General features: G+C 44.4%; 21 protein-coding genes. 9 read left to right on the forward strand and 12 right to left on the reverse strand.

The features are described from left to right. Window positions 1-19 precede the first annotated feature (19 nt). From AC58CZ_RS05615 to AC58CZ_RS05635, 5 genes are all read right to left on the reverse strand, one after another. On the reverse strand, window positions 20-2,350 hold the full coding sequence (locus AC58CZ_RS05615) for an FdhF/YdeP family oxidoreductase (RefSeq protein WP_494223793.1): 2,331 nt from the start codon (window positions 2,348-2,350) through the stop codon (window positions 20-22). Between the two features lie 188 nt (window positions 2,351-2,538). Continuing rightward, window positions 2,539-3,333 carry an ABC transporter ATP-binding protein gene (locus AC58CZ_RS05620; protein ID WP_286707739.1) on the reverse strand — a complete coding sequence of 265 codons (795 nt, stop codon included), beginning with the start codon at window positions 3,331-3,333 and terminating at the stop codon, window positions 2,539-2,541. A gap of 64 nt (window positions 3,334-3,397) precedes the next feature. Beyond that, window positions 3,398-4,297: an ABC transporter permease subunit gene (locus AC58CZ_RS05625; protein ID WP_494223792.1), complete on the reverse strand. Its 900-nt coding sequence runs from the start codon at window positions 4,295-4,297 to the stop codon at window positions 3,398-3,400. A 442-nt stretch (window positions 4,298-4,739) separates the two neighbouring features. Beyond that, window positions 4,740-5,771 carry an ABC transporter substrate binding protein gene (locus AC58CZ_RS05630; RefSeq protein WP_494223791.1) on the reverse strand — a complete coding sequence of 344 codons (1,032 nt, stop codon included), beginning with the start codon at window positions 5,769-5,771 and terminating at the stop codon, window positions 4,740-4,742. 133 nt (window positions 5,772-5,904) lie between these two features. Further along, window positions 5,905-6,969, reverse strand: a complete 1,065-nt coding sequence (locus AC58CZ_RS05635; protein ID WP_494223790.1) for an ABC transporter substrate binding protein — start codon at window positions 6,967-6,969, stop codon at window positions 5,905-5,907. 737 nt (window positions 6,970-7,706) lie between these two features. On the opposite strand from AC58CZ_RS05635, the gene AC58CZ_RS05640 reads away from it, so the two are divergent. Beyond that, complete coding sequence (locus tag AC58CZ_RS05640) at window positions 7,707-8,117, forward strand: hypothetical protein (protein ID WP_071001267.1); 411 nt, start codon at window positions 7,707-7,709, stop codon at window positions 8,115-8,117. A 107-nt stretch (window positions 8,118-8,224) separates the two neighbouring features. On the opposite strand, the gene metG is transcribed toward AC58CZ_RS05640, so the two are convergent. Together metG and AC58CZ_RS05650 are read right to left on the reverse strand one after the other, a co-directional pair. Continuing rightward, a complete protein-coding gene (metG, locus tag AC58CZ_RS05645; protein WP_494223789.1) occupies window positions 8,225-10,324 on the reverse strand; it encodes a methionine--tRNA ligase in 2,100 nt (699 codons plus the stop codon). 363 nt (window positions 10,325-10,687) lie between these two features. Then, entirely contained in the window at window positions 10,688-12,103 is a 1,416-nt protein-coding gene (locus AC58CZ_RS05650) for a GntT/GntP/DsdX family permease (protein ID WP_494223788.1), read from the reverse strand. A gap of 391 nt (window positions 12,104-12,494) precedes the next feature. Between AC58CZ_RS05650 and AC58CZ_RS05655 the strand changes: the two genes are divergently transcribed. The 8 genes from AC58CZ_RS05655 to dcd all read left to right on the forward strand — a co-directional run bounded on the left by AC58CZ_RS05655 (window position 12,495) and on the right by dcd (window position 20,178). Beyond that, the gene (locus AC58CZ_RS05655) at window positions 12,495-13,835 is read left to right on the forward strand and encodes a TIGR00366 family protein (protein WP_494223787.1); all 1,341 of its coding nucleotides are present in this window, start codon (window positions 12,495-12,497) and stop codon (window positions 13,833-13,835) included. Window positions 13,836-13,974: 139 nt separating this feature from the next. Next, window positions 13,975-14,688, forward strand: a complete 714-nt coding sequence (locus tag AC58CZ_RS05660; protein ID WP_443524441.1) for a CoA transferase subunit A — start codon at window positions 13,975-13,977, stop codon at window positions 14,686-14,688. 126 nt (window positions 14,689-14,814) lie between these two features. After that, complete coding sequence (locus AC58CZ_RS05665) at window positions 14,815-15,444, forward strand: 3-oxoacid CoA-transferase subunit B (protein WP_494223786.1); 630 nt, start codon at window positions 14,815-14,817, stop codon at window positions 15,442-15,444. Window positions 15,445-15,486: 42 nt separating this feature from the next. Next, window positions 15,487-16,287 carry a 3-hydroxybutyrate dehydrogenase gene (locus AC58CZ_RS05670; protein WP_423609128.1) on the forward strand — a complete coding sequence of 267 codons (801 nt, stop codon included), beginning with the start codon at window positions 15,487-15,489 and terminating at the stop codon, window positions 16,285-16,287. A 303-nt stretch (window positions 16,288-16,590) separates the two neighbouring features. Beyond that, window positions 16,591-17,823, forward strand: coding sequence for an iron-sulfur cluster carrier protein ApbC (gene apbC / locus AC58CZ_RS05675; protein ID WP_212563670.1), 1,233 nt, complete (start codon window positions 16,591-16,593; stop codon window positions 17,821-17,823). A gap of 170 nt (window positions 17,824-17,993) precedes the next feature. Beyond that, window positions 17,994-18,341, forward strand: coding sequence for a hypothetical protein (locus tag AC58CZ_RS05680; protein ID WP_494223785.1), 348 nt, complete (start codon window positions 17,994-17,996; stop codon window positions 18,339-18,341). Between the two features lie 27 nt (window positions 18,342-18,368). Continuing rightward, window positions 18,369-19,490 carry a DUF2804 family protein gene (locus AC58CZ_RS05685; protein ID WP_494223784.1) on the forward strand — a complete coding sequence of 374 codons (1,122 nt, stop codon included), beginning with the start codon at window positions 18,369-18,371 and terminating at the stop codon, window positions 19,488-19,490. A gap of 112 nt (window positions 19,491-19,602) precedes the next feature. After that, on the forward strand, window positions 19,603-20,178 hold the full coding sequence (gene dcd / locus AC58CZ_RS05690; protein WP_186474772.1) for a dCTP deaminase: 576 nt from the start codon (window positions 19,603-19,605) through the stop codon (window positions 20,176-20,178). Window positions 20,179-20,281: 103 nt separating this feature from the next. Here the strand turns inward: dcd and AC58CZ_RS05695 are convergent, their stop codons facing one another. The 5 genes from AC58CZ_RS05695 to petA form a co-directional block, all read right to left on the reverse strand. Then, window positions 20,282-20,716: a ClpXP protease specificity-enhancing factor gene (locus AC58CZ_RS05695; protein WP_186474771.1), complete on the reverse strand. Its 435-nt coding sequence runs from the start codon at window positions 20,714-20,716 to the stop codon at window positions 20,282-20,284. Window positions 20,717-20,848: 132 nt separating this feature from the next. Further along, complete coding sequence (locus AC58CZ_RS05700; protein WP_058024136.1) at window positions 20,849-21,463, reverse strand: glutathione S-transferase N-terminal domain-containing protein; 615 nt, start codon at window positions 21,461-21,463, stop codon at window positions 20,849-20,851. A 197-nt stretch (window positions 21,464-21,660) separates the two neighbouring features. Beyond that, the gene (locus AC58CZ_RS05705; RefSeq protein ID WP_071001276.1) at window positions 21,661-22,374 is read right to left on the reverse strand and encodes a cytochrome c1; all 714 of its coding nucleotides are present in this window, start codon (window positions 22,372-22,374) and stop codon (window positions 21,661-21,663) included. Continuing rightward, window positions 22,374-23,579: a cytochrome b gene (locus AC58CZ_RS05710; RefSeq protein WP_193006695.1), complete on the reverse strand. Its 1,206-nt coding sequence runs from the start codon at window positions 23,577-23,579 to the stop codon at window positions 22,374-22,376. Before AC58CZ_RS05710 ends, AC58CZ_RS05705 begins: the two co-directional genes overlap by 1 nt. 22 nt (window positions 23,580-23,601) lie before the next feature. Then, window positions 23,602-24,186 carry a ubiquinol-cytochrome c reductase iron-sulfur subunit gene (gene petA / locus AC58CZ_RS05715; RefSeq protein WP_494223783.1) on the reverse strand — a complete coding sequence of 195 codons (585 nt, stop codon included), beginning with the start codon at window positions 24,184-24,186 and terminating at the stop codon, window positions 23,602-23,604. Between the last annotated feature and the right edge of the window lie 373 nt (window positions 24,187-24,559).

Below are 24,559 nucleotides of genomic sequence, written 5' to 3' on the forward strand. Positions count from 1 at the left end.
TTTCAGTGATCATCACCACTTATACAGGTTCGGCTGTCTGAACACTTGTATTCACACGCTCTAAGATCACGGTCGTCGATTTGTATGCTGGGATATGAGAGTCTGGCGCATGGGTATCCAAATCAAACAGGTCGTTACATTCAGGATAATAGGCGGCGACGGCATTGGCGGCGATATCCATCTCAGTCAATATGAGAGGCCCTAGTACGCGCGGCTTGTTTTTATGCGCTGTGTGGCTTGAGCTGCTGGCGTGCCGCGATACCATCACCTGATCTCCTTTTTGCCAGCCTAGGCGGCTGATTTCATCTGGATGCATGAATAGCACATCGCGGCGATTAGTCTGGCGATAGCGGTCTTTAAACCCGAATATCATGGTATTAAATTGATCGTGACTACGGACACTGGTCAATTGCCAAACCTTTTGCGTTGTGTCCTCATGATCAATGTCATGTGTATCTGCCATTTGGGCAGCGACATAAGTGATAGGGTATTGTGGTACTTCAAACTGAGCTTTGCCACTCTCGGTATTCCATACACGATGACGCGCTGCATGATACAAATGAAACCCGCGCTCATTGGTACGAATGCGCTGATTGAAGTCTTCAAAACCGTTAATAGCTTGGGCGATATAGTCTCGAATGAGATCAAAATCTTCGCTCATGGCAAGCCAAGGAATAGAGGAGTCAGCACCAAGTACATGTGTCGCAAGCTCCGCTATAATCTTTGCCTCAGACTTTAAGGTATCACTCACAGGTTTAAGCTTACCTTGGGTTGGAACTATCTGACACATTGAATCTTCAATCGTTGCAAACTGCTCACCTTTTGTTGTCAGGATACGCTCAGTACGCCCTAGACAAGGCAGAATGATGTTGTTTGCCCCAGGATATAGCATCGTTTCATTGAGCTTGGTACCGACAAATATATTGAGTTTAGTGGTGGTTAATGCTTGTTGAATAGCGCTCGTATCAGGGGCGGCCACGGCATAGTTACCGCCCATACCCATAAACACTTTTAATTCACCTTTGATAAGGGCTTTGGCGCCTGTGACGACATCATAGCCATGCTCTTTTGGCATAGGACGCTCAAAGACGCGCTCTAGACTGTCTAATAAGGTTTTACTCGGGCGTTCATGGATACCCATGGTACGATCGCCCTGAACGTTAGAGTGACCACGAACAGGGGAGGCGCCCGCACCATCAATACCAATCATACCCATTAGCAGCAATAAATTGGTAATCATCGCAACATTGTCATCGCCTTGCACATGCTGGGTGATACCCATGCCCCAAGTGCAAATGGTCGCTGAACTATCAGCCACTAGTCCCGCTAAGCTGATAATATCGGACTGAGAAATACCGCAGCCAAGTGTGATATCTTCCCAAGTTTGCGCTGTTAGCCATTGTTTTAGCGGCTCAAACCCTGAGGTGTGAGTGGTAATAAAATCATGGTTGATTCTATCATTTTCAATCAACCATTTAGCAATACCCGTCAATAGCGCTGCATCACCGCCGATTTGAATTTGAATGACATCATCGACCATATCAGCGCTTTGACCGGCAGCCATATGCATTGGTTTTTGCGGATTTCTAAATCTACTCAAGCCTTGCTCGCGCATCGGATTAATCGAGATGATGCGGCACCCTTGCTCATGCGCGTGGGCGAGCATCTCGAGCATGCGCGGGTGATTGGTCGCTGGATTTTGTCCAAACATCAATATCAGCTTGGCCTGCTCAAAATCCTCTAGCATGACTGTCGCTTTACCGATACCTAACTGTTTGCTGAGCATGACGGACGTTGGTTCATGACACATATTAGAGCAATCAGGCAAATTATTGGTGCCAAAACAGCGCACAAATAACTGATATAAGAAGGCAGGCTCGTTGGTCACGCGCCCTGATGTATAAAATAGCGCTTCATTGGGTGAGTCAAGCTTTCCAAGCTGCTCAGCGATTAGACTATAAGCCGCTTCCCAAGGAATAGGGACATAGCGATCTTGCGCGGCATCATAATAGACAGGCTCTGATAAACGACCACTATGCTCAAGTTCGTAGCCAGACCATCCTTGTAACTCGGTCACGGTATGCCTTGCAAAAAAATCGGCGTCAGCTTTGTGCGTCATGGTCTCACTAGCAATGACCTTGATTCCGTTCTCACAGACATCAATGGTCTTGTGTGATTTATGGTCAGGCCATGCACAGCCAGGGCAGTCAAATCCGCCCTGAGGTTGATTGCTTTTTAGGACACTAAGGCTGCCTCGCAAAAATGTCTGATAGTCCATCAGTTTTTGAGTCGATGAGATCAGCGCAGGCCACCCAGCAGCAGGATGAGAGTAAATAGGAATTTTGCGCATGACAGACCTCATCGATAAATGGCGGCATAATGGTGGTGTTTCATCACTATATAATGCCCACTGTGCCGTGTGTAGCAGTAGTAACCATAGATAACAAAAAACCTTCAAGAAACATCAATTTTCTCGAAGGTTTTAGGAGCAGCTAAAACAGTTATATCTGCTACATAAAATTCATAAGTTGGAAAATATTAGCTCAAAATTAAGCTATCGTCTTCAACCTTTTCACCACGTGTTTGCTCAAACATATCTAATAGATCATGCACGGTCATGCCCTTGCGAATATCTCCAGATACATCCAAGACCACTTGCCCTTGGTGTAGCATCACGGTGCGCGTACCATGTGCCAATGCTTGTTGCATAGAGTGCGTCACCATCATGGTGGTGAGCCTATTGTCCGTGACGATTTTATCTGTCAATTCTAAAACAAAGGCGGCAGTTTTTGGATCAAGGGCCGCAGTATGCTCATCGAGCAACAAAATCTTAGAGGGCTGTAGCGATGCCATCAGCAGGCTCACCGCTTGACGTTGACCACCAGAGAGCAACCCCATACGGTCTGTCAGGCGATTTTCTAGTCCCAGTTTTAACACAGACAGTTTTTCACGGAACAAGTCACGGTTGTTTTGATTTAGTGCAAACTTCAAACCGCGCTTGCCGCCACGTTTATAGGCCAAGGCCATGTTTTCTTCAATGGTCAGCGCTTCACAAGTACCTGCCATCGGATCCTGAAAGACACGAGCGACCCAGTGTGCACGTTGATGGGCGGATTTTTTGGTGACATCAATGCCATTTAGCAAGATTGAGCCACTATCGACGCGCGTGGTACCGCTGACGGCGTTCAAAAAAGTCGATTTACCTGCACCATTGGTACCAATAACAGTGACGAACTCACCATCAGCGATATTCAAACTAATACCACGTAGGGCAGGGTTTTCGATAGGTGTGCCTGGATTAAAGGTCAACTGTAAATCGGTGGCTTGCATCATAATCGTTATTCCTTATTGTCTCTTCGGGCAAAGCAAGTGCTGTTGATACTTGCTTAAACTGTCATTAGGCGCGAACTTTGCGTGATAAAAACTTCGTTTTCGCTTTTGGTAAGACCAAAGCCAGTACCACGAGTAACGCGGTAATTAAGTTCAAATCTTGCGGGCCAAAGCCGATACTACGCAGCGTATCGCTCGATAGTGCGACCTGAATAAACAGCTTGTACAATACTGCACCGACCACAACCGCAAAGGTAATTAACCAAATACGCTTGGCAGGAATGATGGTCTCACCAATGATGACTGCTGCTAGACCGATGACGATGGTGCCGATACCGATAGAGATGTCAGCGCCGCCTTGGGTCTGGACAAATAGCGCACCTGCCAAGGCAATCAAACCGTTAGAGATCGCCATACCGATGATGGTCATCCATGAGGTATTAATACCTTGTGCTTGTGCCATTCTCAAGTTTGAGCCAGTAGCACGCATTGATAAACCAGTTTCGGTACTATAAAACCAGTTTAAAAATATCATAGCAATCGCCACGACGATCCCGATAATCAGACAGCGCATCCAATAACCATTGCCATTAGTCACTAAGGTACTAAATACCGTCGTTTCACCAAGTAGCGGTAGGTTTGGGGCGCCCATGATGCGTAGGTTGACAGAATATAGGGCCACCATCACCAAGATACTGGCAAGCAGCTGTAAGATGCCAAGTTTGACATGCAGCCATGCGGTGACGATACCAGCGACTGACCCTGCTAGCATACCAAAAGCACAGGCGAGCCACGGATTGACACCCGCAACGATAGAGATGCCAGTGACCGCGCCGCCCAGCGGAAAGCTACCGTCAGCCGTCAAGTCAGGAAAGTCAAGCGTACGAAATGAGATCAGCACACCAAGTGCGACGAGGCCATAGATCAGACCACTTTCAAGCGCACCAAAAAAAGCAATTAAAGACATAAGAGATCAGTAAGTCATAACTCAGTGTCTAGCGTATGGAACCAAGATAGGTGAGTGGCAAGCGCCAAAACCATCTAAATGCTAAACAGCTAAGCGGTGAATTTAACAGATTAAGCAATCTGCGGTTAGGGTAAACCAAAACAGGTCACGATTAACAACGATCATAAGTTACCTTGGTTTAAAGCTATAGTTCGAGCCATGGCAATATTTAATGCAGCAAAAATGTATTTTACTTAACAAATAGTAGATAAGCCATAAGCTAACTACAGCAATATATGAAACAAGCTATTTAAATGAGTTCTGCTGAAACAAGAAGCCCAGCTTACTGACTCATAGCTGGGTTTCTTGTCGAACATTTAGCATGACAGCACAAAAGCGCAATCACTGATTCATACTATGATTTTGCTCATGGCTGCTATGGTAAGCCAAATACAAAGGTGCGTTATTCTACCACTTCTTTTGCTTTATCGATAACCGCTTGTGACAAAGTAATGCCTTCTTCTTCAGCATGTTTTGGGCTGACATACAGGTTAAGCGCTTGTGGGGTGTAAACAGGGATAGCGCCTGCTTTTTCACCATTCAAGATACGAACAACGATTTTACCCGTTTCACGGCCAAGCTCATAATAATCTACGCCTAATGCTGCAACCGCACCGCGCTCAACTGAGCTGGTATCTGAGGCGATCAGTGGAATCTTGCTTTCTTTGGCGATTTGATAGAGTGACTCGTAAGCGGATACCACGTTATTGTCTGTTGAGGTGTAGATCATATCGACCTTACCTTCTAGGCTGCGTGCTGCCATTGCGATGTCATTACTACGCTGTGCTGGTGCTTCAAGCACGTTAATGCCTTGAGGGGTCAATTTCTCTTTTAGATTTTGTAAGATAATCGTTGAGTTGACTTCACCTGGGCTATAGACATAACCGACATTTTTTAATGATGGAATGATTTGATGCATCAAGTCGATTTGTGGCTCGTACGGTAGGGCATCTGATGCGCCTGTAACATTGGTGCCAGAGCCGTCCAAACTTGGCACTAGCTTGGCAGCGACTGGATCAGTCACCGCAGAGAATACCAGTGGAATGCTGCTAGTAGAAGCGGCAACAGACTGTGCAGATGGTGTCGCGATAGCGACGATTACATCTGGATCATCAGCGACGAACTGTTTGGCAATCTGTCCGGCAGTCGCTGTATTGCCCTGTGCGCTTTGGAAGTTGACGGTTAGGTTTTCACCGTCTTTGAATCCTGCTTCGTTTAATTCGTCGATCACGCCTTTGCGAACATCATCAAGCGCTGGATGTTCAACGATAGCAGTGATAGCAACAGTTTTCATTGCGGTGGCAGTATCGCCAGTAGCCGCAGTATCAGTCGTGCTAGTATCTTGGGCTGATTGATTACAACCCGTTAAGATAGCAGTGCATACACCGCCTAGTAGTAACGCTTTGCCAAAATTAAAACGATTTTGATACAACATGGTTCTGACTCCTAAAAGTAATAATGTGTCCGTACATTATTTAATAGATGGGTAAAAGGGTAAAGCGAGCCACTTATGATGGCTACAGGGTATTTTTCAGTATTACTATTCAGCACTATTTATTTTATTCGTGCTATTTGTTATCAGTGCTTTGCGCTTGTTCATCAACATTGATGCCATTTTTTAGCAACTCTGCTGGCAAACTAACGCCTTGCGTTTTGGCATGCTTAGGGCTGATATATAAGGTTAAATCGTTCATGACGGCAGGTTCAATGGTATTGATCGCCTCGCCATTTAATACGCGGCACACCATCTTGCCTGTGGTACGACCAAAGTCATAATCATTGACACCAAGAGCAGCTGCCGCGCCGCGCTTCACGCTAAACTCATCAGACGCGACAATCGGTAATTTTAATTCATTCGCGGCTTGGGTCATGGCCTCAAAAGCAGAAGCAACATTATTGTCAAATGAGGTATAGATGATATCTGCGCGTCCTTGCAAGCTACGCGTTGCCATGCCGATATCGGTTGGACGATTGGCAGGGATATCTAACAATGTCAGACCTCGTGCTGGTAGCGCTTGTTTTAGGCTATCACGCAATGACACTGAGTTTGCTTCGCCTGGGCTGTAAACGTAGCCGATCGTTTTCATCTCAGGCTTTATTTGCTGCAATAAGTCTAACTGCGGCTCTAGAGGTAGCTGACTCGATAACCCCGTCAAATTGCTTTGAAAAGGCTTGCCATCTTCATTGATGAGCTTAGCGCCTAGTGGGTCTGATACGGCCGTATAAATGATAGGAATAGTAGTGGTCGCAGCGACAATCGACTGGGCCGATGGCGTCGAGATAGCGACGATGGCGTCCGGATTGTCTCCTGCAAACTGCTTAGCAATCTGTCCTGCTGTCGCTGTATTGCCCTGTGCACTTTGGAAGTTGACCGTTAGGTTTTGGCCTTCGACATACCCATTGTCTGCCAGCTCATCAATAATACCGCGGCGCATATCATCCAATGATGGATGCTCAACGATTTGGGTAATCGCAATAGATTTGGCAGGTTTTTCTGCATCTGCAGCAGAGCTATTTTCAGTAGTGGCGGCTGTGTCAGTAGAGGAGTTCGAGCAGCCTATCAGGCCAAGTGTGCTAATGGCACTAAGAGCAACGCCATATAGGCTTAAGCGTAGAGTAGAAGCAATAGTCATTATTAGGATAACTCATAGGTTATATCAATCATAAAAACCAAGCGAGGACTGCCAGATTGATCAAGCCTACTAATAGCAATGCTCAAATGATCTGTTTGGTTCTCTTTGGTTCTAAAAAAGATATTGGAGAATGCAGATTAGCCGAGTCAATGCTATGTTGATGCCAAAATAGCAGGCTAACCATTAAATAAAGTAATCGTTCCGTCGATTATTATGTTCATATTATGACAGCAATGTAAGTTATCGCAATAAAAAATTAAAGCGCATTCGTCATAGGCGTACTTAGTAAGACTATTAGGCATTGTCGTAACCACTGTCATAAATGTGGTTTTGAGTATTTAACCATAAGAATTAGCCTCTTAAGGCATTGTCTTATCCAATACACAGACAGGCAAAAAGCATACAAGCTAGCAACGCATCTATTACGAACCGACTTCATAATTAACGTAAGCTAATGTTTATATAAAAATTTTTTATATGAGAAGTAGGGTGCGTCCAAAATCCATATCATTACTATGTTGACGTGTTGAATATATAGTAAAGCCCAAATAAAACTGATATAGCATCACAAACACACTCGATTAAATACTATTTTCCTTGCTTGCTGTGACTTCGTCTCCAGAGGCTGCGAAAAATAGCCTTTAATCTCGTTGTGTCATTTTTAAATTGACTTGACTATACAACGCACTCAAATATCTCATTACTATTATTCAAACGCATATTTTAAGGATAACATTATGAATACAGCTAATTTAAAGTTATTGACCATCGCTGGCATTACGGCAAGCTCATTGATTTGCCTGCCTGCTATGGCAAAAGACAATCATGGTAATGGGCACGGTCATGGAAATGGCAAGGGTAACTCTGCTCACATTAGTAAAGATTACAACCATAACAATTATCAAAATAATGGCAATGCCCACCCTAATATTAATGCGTATCGCAATGCTAGCCCTAACGCGTCATTCAAGCGTGACCTTGATAAATACGGTTATAGAGTAGTCGGCAAGATTGACAGAAGGGATTATGATCGTTCTGTTATTTTAGACCGTTATGATGACCGTTACGTACGTATCCGTACGCCAGACAATAAGATTGTGACAGTAATTAATAACACGTTGGAAATTATTGATGTTTTGAGTAGATAACAGCGAGATTTAATCTTTTAAGTCACCCATAAAAAAACGGTCTATTTAGACCGTTTTTTTCGTTCTTTCTTTAATTATCACTTACACCACTACTTAAGTTAATATTTTTATGCGAGTACATCACCAATGACACAGTTGTCAGGTAGCGTAACGACCGTTAGCTGAGTTTTTGGATCGCCTGATGACAAAATCATGCCCTCAGAGATGCCAAATTTCATCTTTCGCGGGGCAAGGTTGGTCACGCAAATGACCTTCTTACCCGTCAGTTGCTCAGGCTCATAGAACTTACGAATGCCGCTAAACACGTTGCGTGGCTTTTCTTCACCAACATCTAGTGTGAACTGTAGCAGCTTGTCCGCGCCTTCTACATGGTTACACTCTAAAACGTGTGCGACTTTCATCTCAACTTTGGCAAAGTCTTCGATACCAATATAATCCGTTTGCTCGGCATCAGTATTAGCGTCTATTGCAGGTGATTTGTCTTTTGCGGCAGGCTTGTTATTTTCGGTCACAGCAGGCGCATCAGCTTGAGCTAATGATGCTTTAGAATCTTCTACCATGGCTTCAATATCTTTTTCTTCGATACGTTGCATCAGTGGCTTGAATTTATTGATTTTATGGCCTAATAACCACCCATTACGACTGGCAAAGCTTAAATCGTCAATGTTCAAAAACTCTTTCGCATTTGCTGTCAGCTCAGGCAATACTGGTGCCAGATAGACCATCAACTGACGGAAGATGTTGATAGCGACCGAGCAGACGTCTTGAACTTCTTGCTCAGTGCCTTCCAGTTTCGCGAGCGACCATGGCTTTTTGGCATCGATATATTCGTTGGCTTTATCCGCACACTGCATGATGAGGCGCATAGCACGTGAGAATTCACGATTCTCGTAAGCAGCAGCAATCTCATCGCCCGTTTTGGTAATGTCTTCTAATAGGCGCGGTTCAGCGCAAGTCTCAGACAGTATACCGTCGTACTTTTTAACCAGGAATCCTGCACTACGACTAGCGATATTGACCACTTTACCCACCAAGTCAGAGTTGACCTTTTGCATAAAGTCTTCTAAATCAAGGTTGATATCTTCGACTTTGTCAGACAGTTTGCTGGCGAAGTAATAACGCAGATATTCAGGGTGTAAGTGCTCAGCATATGTCTCGGCCTTGATAAAAGTACCGCGTGACTTACTCATTTTTTCGCCATTGACCATCAAGAAGCCATGGGCAAAGACGCCTGTTGGCGTGCGCAATTCGCTACCAGCTAGCATGGCAGGCCAAAACAGTGCATGGAAATACACGATGTCTTTACCGATGAAGTGATAAACTTCAGTTTTGTGCTCGTTTTCTTGTGCCCAGTAGCGGTCAAAATCAAGCGCTTGGTCTGTTCCCGCACGCTTATCACATAGGTTTTTAAAGCTTGCCATGTAGCCAACTGGCGCATCAAGCCAGACATAAAAATATTTGTCTGGCTCATCGCTTGGGGTATCTGGAATCTGAAAACCGAAATAGGGCGCATCGCGCGAGATATCCCAGCTAGTAAGTCCTGCATCAAACCATTCTTGCAATTTATTAGCCACTGAGGTTTGCAAGCGATTGTCACTGCGCGTCCAGTCCTGTAAGAACTGCTCAAACTCTGGCAAATCAAAGAAATAATGCTTAGAAGTTTTAAGGACAGGCGTTGCATCAGACAATGTTGAATGCGGGTTCTTTAGATCTGTTGCATCGTAAGTGGTGCCGCAGACTTCACAGTTATCACCATATTGATCTGGTGAGTCACACTCTGGACAAGTACCTTTGACAAAACGATCGGCTAAAAACAATTGCTTTTCAGGATCAAATAGCTGCTCGACATCTTTTGTACTGATATGACCAGCCTCATTGAGACGACGATAAATCAGCTCAGAGAACTGTTTGTTTTCTTCTGAATGAGTGCTGTGGTAGTTATCAAAATTGATCAGGAACTTTGCAAAATCCGCTTCGTGTGAGGCTTTGACTGAGGCAATTTGCTCCTCTGGCGTGACGCCATTGGCTTCTGCTTTGAGCATGATGGCTGTACCGTGCGCGTCATCGGCACAGACATAAGTGACCTGATGGCCTTGCGCCTTCATCGCACGTACCCAGATGTCTGTCTGAATATATTCTACAAGATGCCCCAAATGGATGTCGCCATTGGCGTAGGGCAGCGCACTGGTTACTAAAATCTCACGCACTTTTATCACCTATATTTTTGTATAAATGGGTTGGTTATCGAACATCTTAAGCGGCTCATCGCTCATAGATGCGACATCGTTAATGCTAAAAACTTCTAAAAATAATAAAAAATCAAAAAGTGTGCCTATGATACCGTAATTCAGATAATTTTGTGATATTCCTTGGTAATTACTTCTCATTTGGCAAGCATTTATTAGCCATGAACGATAGGTTTACACCGCATGTTGATGGTCATAAACCAGCCATAAAAAAACCACCAAGCAGTGTGCTAAGTGGGTTTTTTATTTATCCATTATTCACTTAGATACCAGTAGTCAATAATAAATGGCTAAGTGAATAAATGATTAAATGACTAAGCTAGCTTAGAATGAACCAAACATCGTCCCTAAGATAATCACAGCAACCACAGCAACCAATGGAATGACCATCGTCACCATCGCCAAGTTCAAATAAGACTGTTTATGGGTCAAACCACAAATCGCTAGCAAGGTAATGACAGCGCCACTGTGTGGAAGCGTATCAAGACCACCTGCCGCCATAACGGCTACGCGGTGCATTAGCTCAGGGTCGATACCCGCATTGACGGCCATTCTTAGATAGTCTTCACCCAAGGTCGACAGCGCAATACTCAAACCACCAGACGATGAGCCTGTGATACCAGCAAGCGTGGTCATCGCGACGGCTTCTGAGATCAGAGGGTTGTCAGGGGTAAGGTTTAAAATGCTATCACGAATGATAAGGAAGCCTGCGAGCGACGCGATAACTGCGCCATAACCCACTTCTGATGCAGTATTAAAAATCGGCAGCATAGAATCATAAGTACCACGGTTGATGGTTTTTTGTAGGTTATTCCAATGTCCGATGCGGAGCAGAATTAACACCACACAAGCGACGACCAACGAGATAATAATGGACCATAACCCGAGCGAACCTGCAATATTCAACTCTGGGAATTGAGTTTTTAGGCTACTGAAATTTATCGATGGGAAAACCACATAGGTCAATATAGCGTTCAAGCCAATGACCAATATCAGCGGAATCATGGCAACGGTGAATGAAGTGTGATGAGTGTTTAATATATCAGCTTCTTTTGCAGCCGCTCCAACGCCGCCTACATCCTCTTCATCATGCTGACCATAACCTTCCCCCGCTGCATTGGCTTTGTTGGCACGTGACTGAAGCCACAACCAACCACAGATAAACATGATCGTACCGCCAATGATACCCAAAATAGGCGCGGCAAATACGTTGGTGTTGTAGTAAGGAATTGGAATAGCGTTTTGGATGGCTGGCGTGCCTGGCAGTGCAGTCATGGTAAATGTAAATGACCCTAGGGCAATCGCTGCTGGAATCAAACGTTTTGGGATATCGGCTGCTCTGAACAAGTCCTTGGCAATAGGATAAATGGCAAACGCCACCACAAACAGTGATACCCCGCCATAGGTCAAAATAGCACAGACCAAGATCACCGCGAGAATGGCCTTGCTGGCACCGAGCTTTTCGACGACGGTATTGGCGATGGCAGTTGCCGCACCAGAGTCGGCCATCAAACGCCCAAACAATGCCCCTAGCAAGAATATAGGGAAGAATTTGAGTAAGAACCCACTTAACGCGCCCATAAAGACATCGGTATAAGCGGGGATGGTGTTTAAAAAATCACCTGATAGTAAGACTGCTAGCGTCGCCATAATCGGTGCTAAGATCAGCACAGAATAACCGCGATAAGCAAAAAACATGAGTAATAATAGGGTAATGACAATCGCAAATGTACTAAACATGATAGCCCTCCTTGGCAAAATTAAGACAGCGTGTATGTCGCGCTTATCGATGTAGGTCAATAAAATTAATCAAAATATGTAATTTTTGATTTTTTATCAAATATTAATCTTAGAATAATATGATATTGACTTGCCTCATACCTCGCTACTGTACTGTCTCATTCGTTCTTAGTGTTATTGTCTTCTCGCTGCGAGAATTATATGTTAAGTTAGCATAAGTATTTTATACATGATATACCGATATAATATGTATTATTATAAATAAAAATATAAAGTATAATGTTTAATATGAGCCGCGCTTATCAAATGGAAGTTTATTGACAATAAGCGCTAACCATAAAAACTGGTCATAAATCTCATCACAAACAGCAAATTTACAAGGAATGTGAATATGTTTAGTGTCATCACTAACGTGAGCGTACAGCTGGTCAATCGCTATCTACCATCTCCGTTTGTCTTTTCAATTGTTTTAACCCTCATTGCGTTCGCGGTTGGCTTGGCTATTACTGGTCAAGATATGATTGCGATGGCAGGACACTGGGGTAATGGACTGTGGTCGTTACATAGCTTTGCGATGCAAATGGCGCTGATTTTGGTCACAGGTTACGCGTTTGCCAGTGCACCCTTTATTCAACGGTTATTGGACAATCTTGCCAGCAGAGTTCATTCTCCTACGACCGCCATTATCGTATCGACCCTAGTTGGGTTGGTCAGTTCGTGGATAAACTGGGGTTTTGGTCTGATTATCGGGGCTATTTTCGCCAAAGCACTAGCAAAGAAAGTCGCCAATGTTGATTATCCTTTACTCGTTGCTGCGGCTTATTCAGGTTTTGTGATTTGGCATGGCGGCTTCTCAGGCTCGATACCTTTGACGCTTAGTTCGGGTGGCGATACGCTACTGACGCTATCTGGCAATACGATGACCGAAGCAGTGCCTTTATCTCAGACTGTATTCGCAGGCTATAACTTACTGATTGTAGGTTTACTCATTATTATCTTGCCGATGCTAAACCGCTTTATGCATCCCAAAAATCCTACCGTGATTGATCCTAAATTAATCAAAGAAGAGATCTACGTCGCGCCCCAAAGAAATACACCTGCGCAAAAGCTCGATGATAGCCGTATAATCGCCGTGATATTGCTGGCGTTGGCACTGATGTACTATATCAGCGAGTTTGGCAACAACGGCTTTAATCTAGGGTTAAACATTGTCATTGGGCTATTCTTATTCATTGGTTTGTTATCGCATGGCACGCTAGAGCGCTATTATCGCGCCGTACACTCAGGCATCGGCGGTATCACAGGCATTGTACTGCTGTTCCCTTTCTATGGCGGCATCATGGGAATTATGACGGGTGCAAATGCGGATGGCATCTCCATCAGTACGCAAGTCACCGAGTTTTTTGTCAATTCCGCTTCCGCAGACAGTTTCCCGATTTTTGCATTTCTAAGTGCTGGCCTAGTGAATGTTTTTGTACCATCGGGCGGTGGACAGTTTGCTGTGCAAGGCCCTGTTATGATTCCAGCTGGCATTGAGCTGGGTGTCAGCCCAGCCATCACTGCGATGGCGATTGCATGGGGGGACGCGTGGACCAATATGATTCAACCGTTTTGGGCCTTGCCATTGTTGGGTATCGCAGGTTTAGATGCACGCGCTATCATGGGCTACTGCCTGATCGTGCTTGCCGTATCTGGTGCAGTCATAATGGGCGTGTTTTGGTTGGTGGTATAAGGTTGTAATGTTCAAAAGAAATAAGAGTCGTAAAATAAAATGCGTGAAAAGTAATTATCAAATGGATATTTGATATAGCTAATTCAGAATGAGCTTTACACGGATTAAAAAATATAAATGATAATCATAGGAGATAAGCATGAGTCAATCAAAAGTATATAACAGTGCTGAAGAGGCACTAAGCGGTATTGTTAAAGATGGGCAAACACTCGCTATCGGTGGTTTTGGTCTATGCGGCATTCCAGAAGCATTGATCGAAGCACTACGTGATAGTGGCGTTAAAGAGTTGACCTGTATCAGCAACAACGCTGGCGTCGATGATTTTGGACTTGGTCTGCTACTACAGACCCGCCAAATCAAGAAAATGATTTCATCATACGTTGGTGAAAACAAAGAGTTCGAACGCCAGTACTTGGCAGGCGAGTTAGAAGTTGAGCTAACCCCGCAAGGTACATTGGCCGAAAAGCTACGCTCAGGTGGTGCGGGTATTCCTGCATTCTATACAGCGACTGGTGTGGGCACATTAGTTGCCGAAGGTAAAGAAACGCGTGATTTTGATGGTCGTACTTATGTATTAGAGCATTCACTGCGTGCGGATGTGGCACTCATCAAAGCACAGAAGGCCGATAAAGCCGGTAACTTGATATTTAATAAGACCGCTCGCAACTTCAACCCAGACTGCGCGATGGCGGGAAAAATCACCATCGTCGAAGTCGAAGAAATCGTCGAGACAGGCACGTTTGATCCAGATGAAGTGCATCTACCAGGTATTTTTGTGCAACGTATTGTATTGAATGCTAGCCCTGAAAAACGTATCGAAAAAACCACGACTAAAGCGGTAGAAGGCGCTTAGATAAAATCATGATTGAGACTTATCGTCAGTTTTTAGATTGATAATAACTTAGATAGCTAATTGTTTAGATAACTAACGATTTAGATGAATAGCAATAGAATATCGTAAAAAAATAAGGAAATCAGCATGGCATGGACAAGAGAACAAATGGCGCAGCGCGCGGCAAAAGAGCTACAAGACGGCTATTATGTCAACTTAGGCATTGGTCTACCAACGCTAGTCGCTAACTATATTCCTGAGGGCGTAGACGTATGGCTACAATCAGAGAACGGCTTGCTGGGTATTGGTGAGTTCCCTACATTAGATGCCGTCGATGCAGACTTGATTAATGCGGGCAAGCAAACCGTGACCGCAGAAGCAGGGGCCAGTTATTTTAGTAGTTCAGAGTCCTTTTCGATGATTCGCGGTGGTCATGTCAACTTAGCGATATTAGGCGCCATGGAAGTCTCAGAACAAGGTGACCTTGCTAACTGGATGATTCCCAAAAAGATGGTCAAAGGCATGGGCGGTGCGATGGATTTGGTCGCAGGCGTACAGCGTGTGATTGTATTGATGGAACAGGTCAATAAGCATGGCGATCCAAAAATCTTAGCCAACTGTGAGCTACCATTGACGGGTAAGGGCGTGGTTGATCGTATCATCACTGAGCTTGCCGTATTAGACGTTACTGACAGTGGCCTAAAATTGGTTGAATTAGCAGATGGTGTTAGCTTTGACGAGCTACAAGAAAAAACGCCAGTTAGCATTGCTAAATAGGATTTATCTCCTAATATTTATAGATCATAATAAGGAACCTATATGTCCACCCAATTACAGCAGGATTTGACAGGTAAAGTGGCATTAATCACGGGCTCTGCAAGTGGTATCGGTCGTGATATCGCTGAGACTTATGCAAAAGCAGGCGCTATGGTTGGTATTGCCGATATCAATCTTGAAGCAGCACAGCAAACGGTTGATGCCATTGAAGCAGATGGCGGGCGTGCTCTTGCGATTGCGATGGATGTGACCTCTGAAGATGCGGTAAACGAAGGTGTACAGAAATTGGTTGATACCTTTGGCGCTATTGATATTTTGGTGTCTAATGCTGGTATCCAAATTATCGATCCTATCCATAAAATGACGTTTGATGACTGGAAAAAAATGCTCGCTATTCACTTAGATGGCGCTTTTTTGACCACTAAAGCCGCGATTAAGCACATGTATAAAGGCAATAAGGGCGGCACGGTCATCTACATGGGCTCAGTACATTCGCATGAAGCGTCACTTTATAAAGCACCTTACGTCACTGCCAAGCACGGCCTGCTAGGACTGTGCCGCGTATTGGCCAAAGAAGGTGCTGAGCATAATGTGCGCGCACATGTGATTTGTCCCGGGTTTGTCAAAACGCCTTTGGTCGAAAAACAAATACCGCAGCAAGCAAGCGAGAAAGGCATTAGTGAAGAATCTGTCGTTAATGACATTATGCTAGTAAATACTGTCGATAAAGAGTTTACGACGGTAGAGGATATTGCTCAGTTGGCACTATTCTTAGCGGCGTTTCCCAGTAATGTATTTACAGGACAATCTATCGTTGCCAGTCATGGCTGGTTTATGAATTAATTGCCCCATACTGCGTTACAAATCTCGCTAAGGCATCTGCATTATCGTCGCTTTATGCCTTGTCTGGAACAATTTTAGCGATCAGCAATGCCTATTTGCGAATGTTCAACACGCCCTAATAGAACAAACCACAATGTCAGACCTACTGGCGTTGTGGTTTTTTTATGCGTCCAATTCAGCTACACTGTCACGATAAAAGGTTTGGCTAAAATGGTCACTGGTTTTATCGTTTGCTCAATAGGAGACGATATGAATTAAGCCATGTACCAAACTCATCCACTTGTATAGGCAATAATAATAGCTATGTTCAACTTTATGAAGAAAAAAACTACCAAAACCGAAACACCGCAGCAGCAGGCAGAACGTGATAGTGCCGTTGATAAAGTATTGCTTGGGTATGAGATAGGAACAGTCAGTATTGCGACGATGGTCACAGGACTTGAGCGTGACGGCGAGGCGCTGACGCTAGACTTGCGCCTGCCACAAGACAGCAACCCTGAAGCTGTCCAACAAGAGCTTGGTCAGCTGCTGCATCCGCATGGCATTACCACGATTCATATGAATGTGCGCCTGCCTGCTCCAGAAAAAGGGTCAGGTTCAAGCTTACCAAAGCAGATGCCAAAGACAACCAATGCGATGGAGTCCCAGCCTTCATCTGGCGTTAATAACAACGTGAGTAATGCCAATAACGCTAACGCTGAGCCGCCAATTACCAAAGCAGCACCTACGCAAGCTTCATTAGCTGCGCATCCTCGTATCCGCCATATTATTGTTGTGGCATCAGGTAAGGGCGGCGTTGGCAAATCAACGACGACTGTGAACATCGCACTGGCATTACAAAAGCTGGGTAACCGCGTGGGCGTGCTTGATGCGGATATATATGGGCCTAGTATGCCGACAATGCTAGGTGTTGCCGATGTGAAGCCGCAATTAGAAAACGAGCAGTTCGTTCCGGTTGATGCGCATGGAATAGCGATGCTCTCCATCGGTAGTTTGCTCGATGGGGAGAACACACCAGTTGCGTGGCGTGGGCCAAAGGCGACGGGTGCGCTGATGCAGCTTTATAATCAAACCAACTGGCCACAGCTAGATTACTTGGTGATTGACATGCCGCCAGGTACGGGCGATATACAGCTGACCTTAGCACAGCGTATCCCAGTGACAGGCGCTGTCATCGTCACGACGCCGCAGCACGTTGCACTACTTGATGCGCAGAAAGGTATTGAGATGTTTAACAAAACCAGTATTCCTGTGCTTGGTGTTGTTGAAAACATGGCGCTGCACACTTGTAGTAACTGCAACCATACCGAAGCGATTTTTGGTACTGGCGGTGGTGAGATTATCGCTGAGCAGTATCAGGTGCCGCTATTAGGGCAACTACCACTTGCCAGTGGTATCCGCGCCCAAGTCGATAAAGGGGAGCCAAGTGTATTGGCTGATGATGAGTTTGCGAATTACTATATCAATATAGCCAAAAACATCGAGACTAATATTGATAAATTTGCTAAGCCTGTTGATGATAAACGTATATTTTAATCGTTTATGATGATTGTTTATCAATAACAAATTAGCCTAAGCAAATATAAAGTTAAAAGCACTTTTATTCTAACAAAGAAGCAAGGAAGCTTTGTGAGGTATCTATTTATCAAAGTCATTTAGAGGCTGCGCCCAAGCAGTACACGTTATTAAAAATGCTGCGTCCGCCCATGTATGAAATTGAGCTATCAAATAACCAACTGATTGGCGTTTGCTACTATAAAGATGGTAGTAGCAAGCGCTATCAAGTCAATGCAACCTTTAGTAATAGGCGAATGGTGATTGCCGATTTTTTGTCAGCAGTAGAGGCGATGGCGGCTTTATTGTTAAAGTTTCCCAAGCATCCTTTTGGGACAAATGGTTTTGCCGTAGCAAATGTGACGCAGGAGCTGGTCGATGGACTCACTGCAATAGAGGTCAAAGCCATTACAGAAGCTATTTGGGCCGCATCAAGGCAAGCAAAAAGAACAGTGATAAGTACCGAAGTAAGCTATCAAGGACAAGTGATTAGTCAGTAATAAATGCAAGACAAGGATGTCATAGCAATGCATGGACCTATTAAAAGCGACAAGGTAGATAATGTAGCTTACGCAAATATCATTTCTACCGATATAAAGCCACAAGCTATCGAACAGCTCATCCAAAATGGTCAGCCGCAATTGGGGGTGTTCTCGCAAGTTAAACAAATCAATTATCTCGATTATTACAGTCCGCTAATCTCGCAAAAACCATTATCAAACTGGCGTAAAGACTTCAAGGTCAATCAATTCTGTTTTGTCCAAATCATCGAGCCGCCTTTTAGAGTATGTCTCGCACTGGCAACGATTAAGATTGCCACTAGTGCTTTTGTTTATGTTTACAATGAAAAGACTGCACAATTAGAGATTGGGGAAGCCTTGCAGCCAGTTACGCGCCGCAGTGAATTTAAAGGCGATCATTATCAAGGGCAGATGTCTTTTACCCATAGCAAGCTTAGCCTAACGCTAGATTTTATCCCAGAGCAGGTAAGTATAGAGCTTGATAGCCAATATCTAGCAGTCCATGCAAAATTAGAGCGTCAGCAGCAGCCGCTTGCGATATGTACGCCAACAGGCAGACGCGGTTGGACGTTTACCCAAAAAGAGCCGTTGAGCGCTGCTAGCGGCGAGATAATTATCAAATCGGGTGCACAGATAACCGCTGATAGTCAGCAGCAAATACTTGAATTGAGCAAGACAACAAGAGCCAATCTAGATTGGACACTGGGTTATATGCGTCATGAGACCAATTGGTTTTGGACTTGTATCAACAGCTACCTAGCAGATGGTAGGCATTTTTTATTGAATCTCTCTATGGGTGTCAATGAGACAGGTCTAAGTGAGAATGCTTGTTGGCTCGATGGCGAGATTTTTTATCTGCCGCCTGTATTATTTGAGCGTAAAGATAAGAATGACTCTTCTGCCAATACTTGGCACATTTATCATCGAAGCTTAGGCTGGAGCAGTGTCGATATCGATTTAACTTTCACGCCGATTAGAGTCTACAAAAAAACAGACAATTTCGGCATTGTCGCCAGCATCTTTGAGCAGTGGCTAGGGGAGTACAGCGGCGAGATACGCTTAGCTGGGCAAGTGCTACGCTTGGATAAGGTAATGGGACTAGCGGAAGATCACTTTGCAAAATGGTAATATCTGACTCAAGCTGAATAGCGAGTGGATACTTTTATCTCGCGTAAAACCTATAAATTGAGCCATCAATTCCGTATAATCATCGCTATTAAAAATTTGCTAAGGAATAACAATGTCTATTAAGTCTGACCGCTGGATTCGTAAAATGGCCGAAGAGCACGGCATGATCGAGCCATACGAGCCAGGTCAAGTGCGCTTCAATGATGCAGGCGAGCGTTTGGTGAGCTACGGTACCTCAAGCTACGGTTACGATGTACGCTGTGCGCCTGAATTCAAAGTCTTTACCAACGTCCATTCAGTCGTTGTTGATCCTAAAAACTTCGATGATAAAAGCTTTATCGATATCGTCGGTGATGAGTGTATCATTCCGCCAAACTCGTTTGCCTTAGCACGTACGATGGAATATTTCCGTATTCCACGCGACGTACTGACTATTTGCCTAGGCAAGTCGACTTACGCACGTTGCGGTATTATCGTCAATGTCACGCCGCTAGAGCCTGAGTGGGAAGGTCATGTGACACTTGAATTTAGTAACACTACCAATCTACCAGCTCGTATTTATGCAGGTGAAGGCGTGGCACAAATGCTGTTTTTCCAAAGCGATAGCGACGATGTCTGCGAGACCAGCTACAAGGATCGCGGCGGTAAATACCAAGGTCAGCGCGGCGTGACCTTGCCGAGAACCTAGTTAAAGATAAAGTCTCAAGTCTTTGAGCAGCCAATAAAAAGCCAGTTATATCAAATATGACTGGCTTTTTATTATGTGAAAAATAATCAGTTTGAATGGCTGATTACTTCAGCACTTTTAAGCCCGCTTTGTTATCGCGTTTAGGTCTAGTCGCAGCTTTTGGTTTATTCGCTACCGCGCTAGCCTCTTCTTCAGGCTCATAGTTATCGTACTCGTTAGGATCAAAAAACATCCCTTGCGAGTTTTCTTTAGCATAGATGCCAAGTACCGCTTGCAAGGGTACCCAAATTTCTTGTGAGACGCCGCCGAAGCGCGCACTAAAATGAATATAGTCATTTTCCATACTCATATTGCCTGTAGCACGGCTGGCGATGTTTAATACGATACGACCATCTTGCACGTGCTCGGTTGGAATCTGTACGTTATCAGCAGTAGCATCGACCATCAGATAAGGCGTCAAGGCGTTGTCTTCTATCCATTGATATAGTGCACGTACCATATAAGGACGGGTAGGTGTAATAGAGGTGGTTTCGCTCATCTAATGATTTCCTATACTAATGATGTTCAATAATGAAAAGATATTTTATTTGGCAAATTATCGCACAATAATTGCAAGTCAATTTCTGTTATATTGGTACTTATTCTAAGGCAGCTTCTTATACTTGTCTAATCAACGTACGCTTTTTTGGAAGCTACTACGCTCAAACACTCTCGTTTGATATTCAAATAGCGGACGGCTGATAGCACGTGGTAGCTCAATCCCCATTTCATCCAATCGCCATAATAGGGGTGCTAATAACACGTCACACCAACCAAACTCATCAGCCATAAAATAAGGCTTATGAGCGAACAGCGGCGACAGAGTAATCAATGAATCACTGAGTTGTTTTTTGGCAACGGCAGCCTGTGCTTTATTAAAACTATCTGGATGCGTGAGGAGGCGCTTGCCAAGTACGAGCCAATCACGCTGAATGCGCCAAGCCAATTGGCGAAACTGTGCACGTTCCTGCGGTGTCTCAGGGAGCAGTTTATTTGTGTGATAACGCTCTTCAAGATATTCAAAAATAACATTAATCTCATAAAGCGCAATCTCACGCTGCTGCAATACAGGTAAGGTATGATAGGGATTAAGCTCAGTCAAATCTTCAGGGCGCTCGGAATGCAGACGAGACAAATAGTAAGCAAGCTTTTTTTCTTCAAGTAATAGGCGTACCACATGACTGTCGTAGCCGTCATCAGCATATAAAATTAGCTGACTACTTGGAATGTCATTCGCATCAATCATGAAAGCCTAATGTTAAGAGTGAAGGTTGTCATCGTAAACAAACTCGCAACGTTTATCAAGGTAGTGTACGTAAACATTAGCGCTGAGTGGCTTATTTTCCGGCTTATCTGGTATTTCAGCTTAATGTCAAAGCACAAAAAAAGGCACTACCGAAGTAGTGCCTTTTTTAATTATCAGAACTGTCTGCTAATTATTACTTATTTGACGTCTTTCCAGAATTCTTTGTTCAACAAGTAAACTGGGATGAGTAGTACTAACAAGAATAAAATAACAAAGAAACCAATTACTTGACGGTCGTGACGAGCAGGCTCACCCATCCAAGCCATAAAGTTGACTAAGTCACCAACTTCAGATTCAAATTCTTCTTGGCTTAGCTCTTCTTGCATATTATGCAATACGTGGGGCATAGCAGCATTGGCCAGTACTAAGTTGTTAGCGCCCCAAGGACGACTTGGATCTTCGTAAAACGATAGTAGGTAAGTATATACCCAGTCATCGCCACGCAGTCTTGTCTCAAGTGATAAATCAGGAGGCGCTGCGCCAAACCAAGACGCTTGAACCTCAGGGTCGATCTCAGCAGTAATATGGTCACCGATTTGATCGGTGGTAACCATCAAATACTTTTCAACCAACTCAGGCGGTATCTCTAAATCTTGTGCAATACGCGAATGACGAACATATTTGGCTGAGTGACACCCAGCGCAGTAGTTCATAAAAATCTTCGCGCCATTTTGTAGCGAGCCCTTATTGGTAAAATCAATAGGCGCTGTACTACAAGCCAAATGCTCATCAACACCTTCAGCATTAGTAAACGTACCACAACCACTGCCTTCAGCCATTGCTGTACCAGCAGTCAAGGTCAATGCCGCGCCTAAGCCTAGACCAGCTAGGGATTTGATTAGCGTGCTCATTAGTGACCTCCGGTAACGCGTTCTGGTGGCTGTTTACACTTCTCAATGGCAGTATAGAACGGCATCAGTAAGAAGAACAAGAAATATAGAATCGTGAATACACGAGCCATAATAGTCGCAGTTGGCGTTGCAGGTGTTGCACCTAAGTAGCCTAGTACCACAAAGCTAATAGCAAATACAGTTAGTGCAATCTTAGACAAGATACCTTTGTAGCGTATTGAGCGTACAGGTGATCTGTCGAGCCACGGTATCAAGAATAGTACAGCGATGGCCGCACCCATGGCGATGACACCGCCCAGCTTATCAGGAACAGCACGCAAGATAGCGTAGAAAGGCGTGTAGTACCATACTGGTGCAATATGCGCTGGTGTTTTCAGTGAGTTCGCTGTCTCAAAGTTTGGTGGCTCAAGGAAGAAACCGCCGCCTTCTGGGAAGAAGAATACCACTGCAAAGAAACAGATAAAGAATACTACAATACCCACCATATCATGCACAGTGTAGTATGGATGGAATTCGATACCGTCTAATGGTACGCCATTTTTGTCTTTTAGCTTCTTAATATCGATACCATCAGGGTTGTTAGAACCTACATGGTGCAATGCGACAATGTGCATGAAGACCAAGCCCACAAGGACCAATGGAATAGCGACAACGTGTAGCGCAAAGAAGCGGTTTAGGGTAATACCAGAGATGATATAGTCACCACGTACCCATTCAGCAAGACCGTCACCAATTACCGGCAGCGCTGCAGGTAGGTTTAAGATAACCTGTGCACCCCAGAATGACATGTTGCCCCACGGTAGTAGGTAACCGAAGAAACCTTCAGCCATCAATGCTAGGTAAATACCCATACCGATGAGCCAAATAAGCTCACGAGGTTTTTGATATGAGCCGTAGAGCAGTGCTCTAAACATATGCAAATACACCACGACAAAGAACGCTGAGGCGCCAGTCGAGTGCATATAACGGATGAGCCAACCGCCTTTGACATCACGCATGATGTATTCTACAGACGCAAATGCGCCCTCGGCACTAGGGTTGTACATCATCGTCAGCCAAATACCGGTCACCAACTGGTTGACCAATACGATCATTGACAATACGCCAAAGAAGTACCAAAAGTTAAAGTTCTTTGGTGCGTAGTACTTTGACATGTGGTATTCGTAGGTTTCAGTCGCTGGAAAACGCGCGTCCACCCAGTGCATTAACTTTTTACCTATACTCATGTTAAGCCTCCCCAACCGTCAAAATGGTACCATCCATACCATATTCTGGGATGGGTAGATTCAGCGGTGCAGGAACGCCACTATATACGCGGCCTGCTAAGTCATATTTTGACCCGTGGCACGGACAGAAAAACCCGCCGTACCAATCATTGCCACCTAAATCCACCGCGCCCACATCAGGACGGTAGTTTGGTGCACAGCCCAAGTGCGTACATACGCCCTCAACCACCAAGATCGATGGATCGATAGAGCGGTTGGTATTTTTGCAGTATTCAGGTTGTACCGATGCTGCAGATTCAGGATCTGACAGTAATGGTGTTACAGATTCCAACCCTGCGACCATGTCTTCTGTGCGTTTAACGACATAAATAGGTTTGCCACGGTATTTGACAACAATCATTTGTCCATCTTCGATAGCACTAATATCTTGGGTTACTGCAGCCCCTGCAGCCTCAGCTTTAGCGCTTGGGTACCAAGAACGGACAAAAGGTGTCGCCACGGCAGCTACCCCAGCTGCACCAATCGCGGCAGTTGAGGCAATAAGAACTCTACGGCGTTGTACATTAACGCCTTCGGCTTGGCTCATTAATACTTCCTCCAGGTGAATGAAATGGGATTATCCCACACTGGGTTTGTGGCTTAGAAAATATACAATATCAAGCCACTTTAGCTGTGCCTAATTTTGCTAATTGTTACTATTCTAAGCTATTTCGGTGATAAAATAAATTATTGCGTTAAAAATAAAGCAACCTTAATAGGGCATATTAGGGGGTTGAATATGACAACCATATTAAAACAGTCGGATTATCAATGTTTAACGCCAACTTTGCTTTTATAGGGATTGTAATTGTCATGACCTTATAATTAATAAGGATTTCTCAGCAATAGCGAATGATACTTGAAATTACGAAAATGTTCACTAACTTTCACCATCTCACTACTGGATAAAACGTCATAAA

The sequence above is a fragment of the Psychrobacter sp. CR212 genome, assembly GCF_059693765.1.

Excerpts from the sequence above, each read along its gene's own strand:
- AC58CZ_RS05615 (WP_494223793.1), bottom strand. The coding sequence starts at position 2,350 with ATGCGCAAAATTCCTATTTACTCTCATCCTGCTGCTGGGTGGCCTGCG.
- AC58CZ_RS05620 (WP_286707739.1), bottom strand. The coding sequence starts at position 3,333 with ATGATGCAAGCCACCGATTTACAGTTGACCTTTAATCCAGGCACACCT.
- AC58CZ_RS05625 (WP_494223792.1), bottom strand. The coding sequence starts at position 4,297 with ATGTCTTTAATTGCTTTTTTTGGTGCGCTTGAAAGTGGTCTGATCTAT.
- AC58CZ_RS05630 (WP_494223791.1), bottom strand. The coding sequence starts at position 5,771 with ATGTTGTATCAAAATCGTTTTAATTTTGGCAAAGCGTTACTACTAGGC.
- AC58CZ_RS05635 (WP_494223790.1), bottom strand. The coding sequence starts at position 6,969 with ATGACTATTGCTTCTACTCTACGCTTAAGCCTATATGGCGTTGCTCTT.
- AC58CZ_RS05640 (WP_071001267.1), top strand. The coding sequence starts at position 7,707 with ATGAATACAGCTAATTTAAAGTTATTGACCATCGCTGGCATTACGGCA.
- AC58CZ_RS05650 (WP_494223788.1), bottom strand. The coding sequence starts at position 12,103 with ATGTTTAGTACATTTGCGATTGTCATTACCCTATTATTACTCATGTTT.
- AC58CZ_RS05655 (WP_494223787.1), top strand. The coding sequence starts at position 12,495 with ATGTTTAGTGTCATCACTAACGTGAGCGTACAGCTGGTCAATCGCTAT.
- AC58CZ_RS05660 (WP_443524441.1), top strand. The coding sequence starts at position 13,975 with ATGAGTCAATCAAAAGTATATAACAGTGCTGAAGAGGCACTAAGCGGT.
- AC58CZ_RS05665 (WP_494223786.1), top strand. The coding sequence starts at position 14,815 with ATGGCATGGACAAGAGAACAAATGGCGCAGCGCGCGGCAAAAGAGCTA.
- AC58CZ_RS05670 (WP_423609128.1), top strand. The coding sequence starts at position 15,487 with ATGTCCACCCAATTACAGCAGGATTTGACAGGTAAAGTGGCATTAATC.
- apbC (WP_212563670.1), top strand. The coding sequence starts at position 16,591 with ATGTTCAACTTTATGAAGAAAAAAACTACCAAAACCGAAACACCGCAG.
- AC58CZ_RS05680 (WP_494223785.1), top strand. The coding sequence starts at position 17,994 with ATGTATGAAATTGAGCTATCAAATAACCAACTGATTGGCGTTTGCTAC.
- AC58CZ_RS05685 (WP_494223784.1), top strand. The coding sequence starts at position 18,369 with ATGCATGGACCTATTAAAAGCGACAAGGTAGATAATGTAGCTTACGCA.
- dcd (WP_186474772.1), top strand. The coding sequence starts at position 19,603 with ATGTCTATTAAGTCTGACCGCTGGATTCGTAAAATGGCCGAAGAGCAC.
- AC58CZ_RS05695 (WP_186474771.1), bottom strand. The coding sequence starts at position 20,716 with ATGAGCGAAACCACCTCTATTACACCTACCCGTCCTTATATGGTACGT.
- AC58CZ_RS05700 (WP_058024136.1), bottom strand. The coding sequence starts at position 21,463 with ATGATTGATGCGAATGACATTCCAAGTAGTCAGCTAATTTTATATGCT.
- AC58CZ_RS05705 (WP_071001276.1), bottom strand. The coding sequence starts at position 22,374 with ATGAGCACGCTAATCAAATCCCTAGCTGGTCTAGGCTTAGGCGCGGCA.
- AC58CZ_RS05710 (WP_193006695.1), bottom strand. The coding sequence starts at position 23,579 with ATGCACTGGGTGGACGCGCGTTTTCCAGCGACTGAAACCTACGAATAC.
- petA (WP_494223783.1), bottom strand. The coding sequence starts at position 24,186 with ATGAGCCAAGCCGAAGGCGTTAATGTACAACGCCGTAGAGTTCTTATT.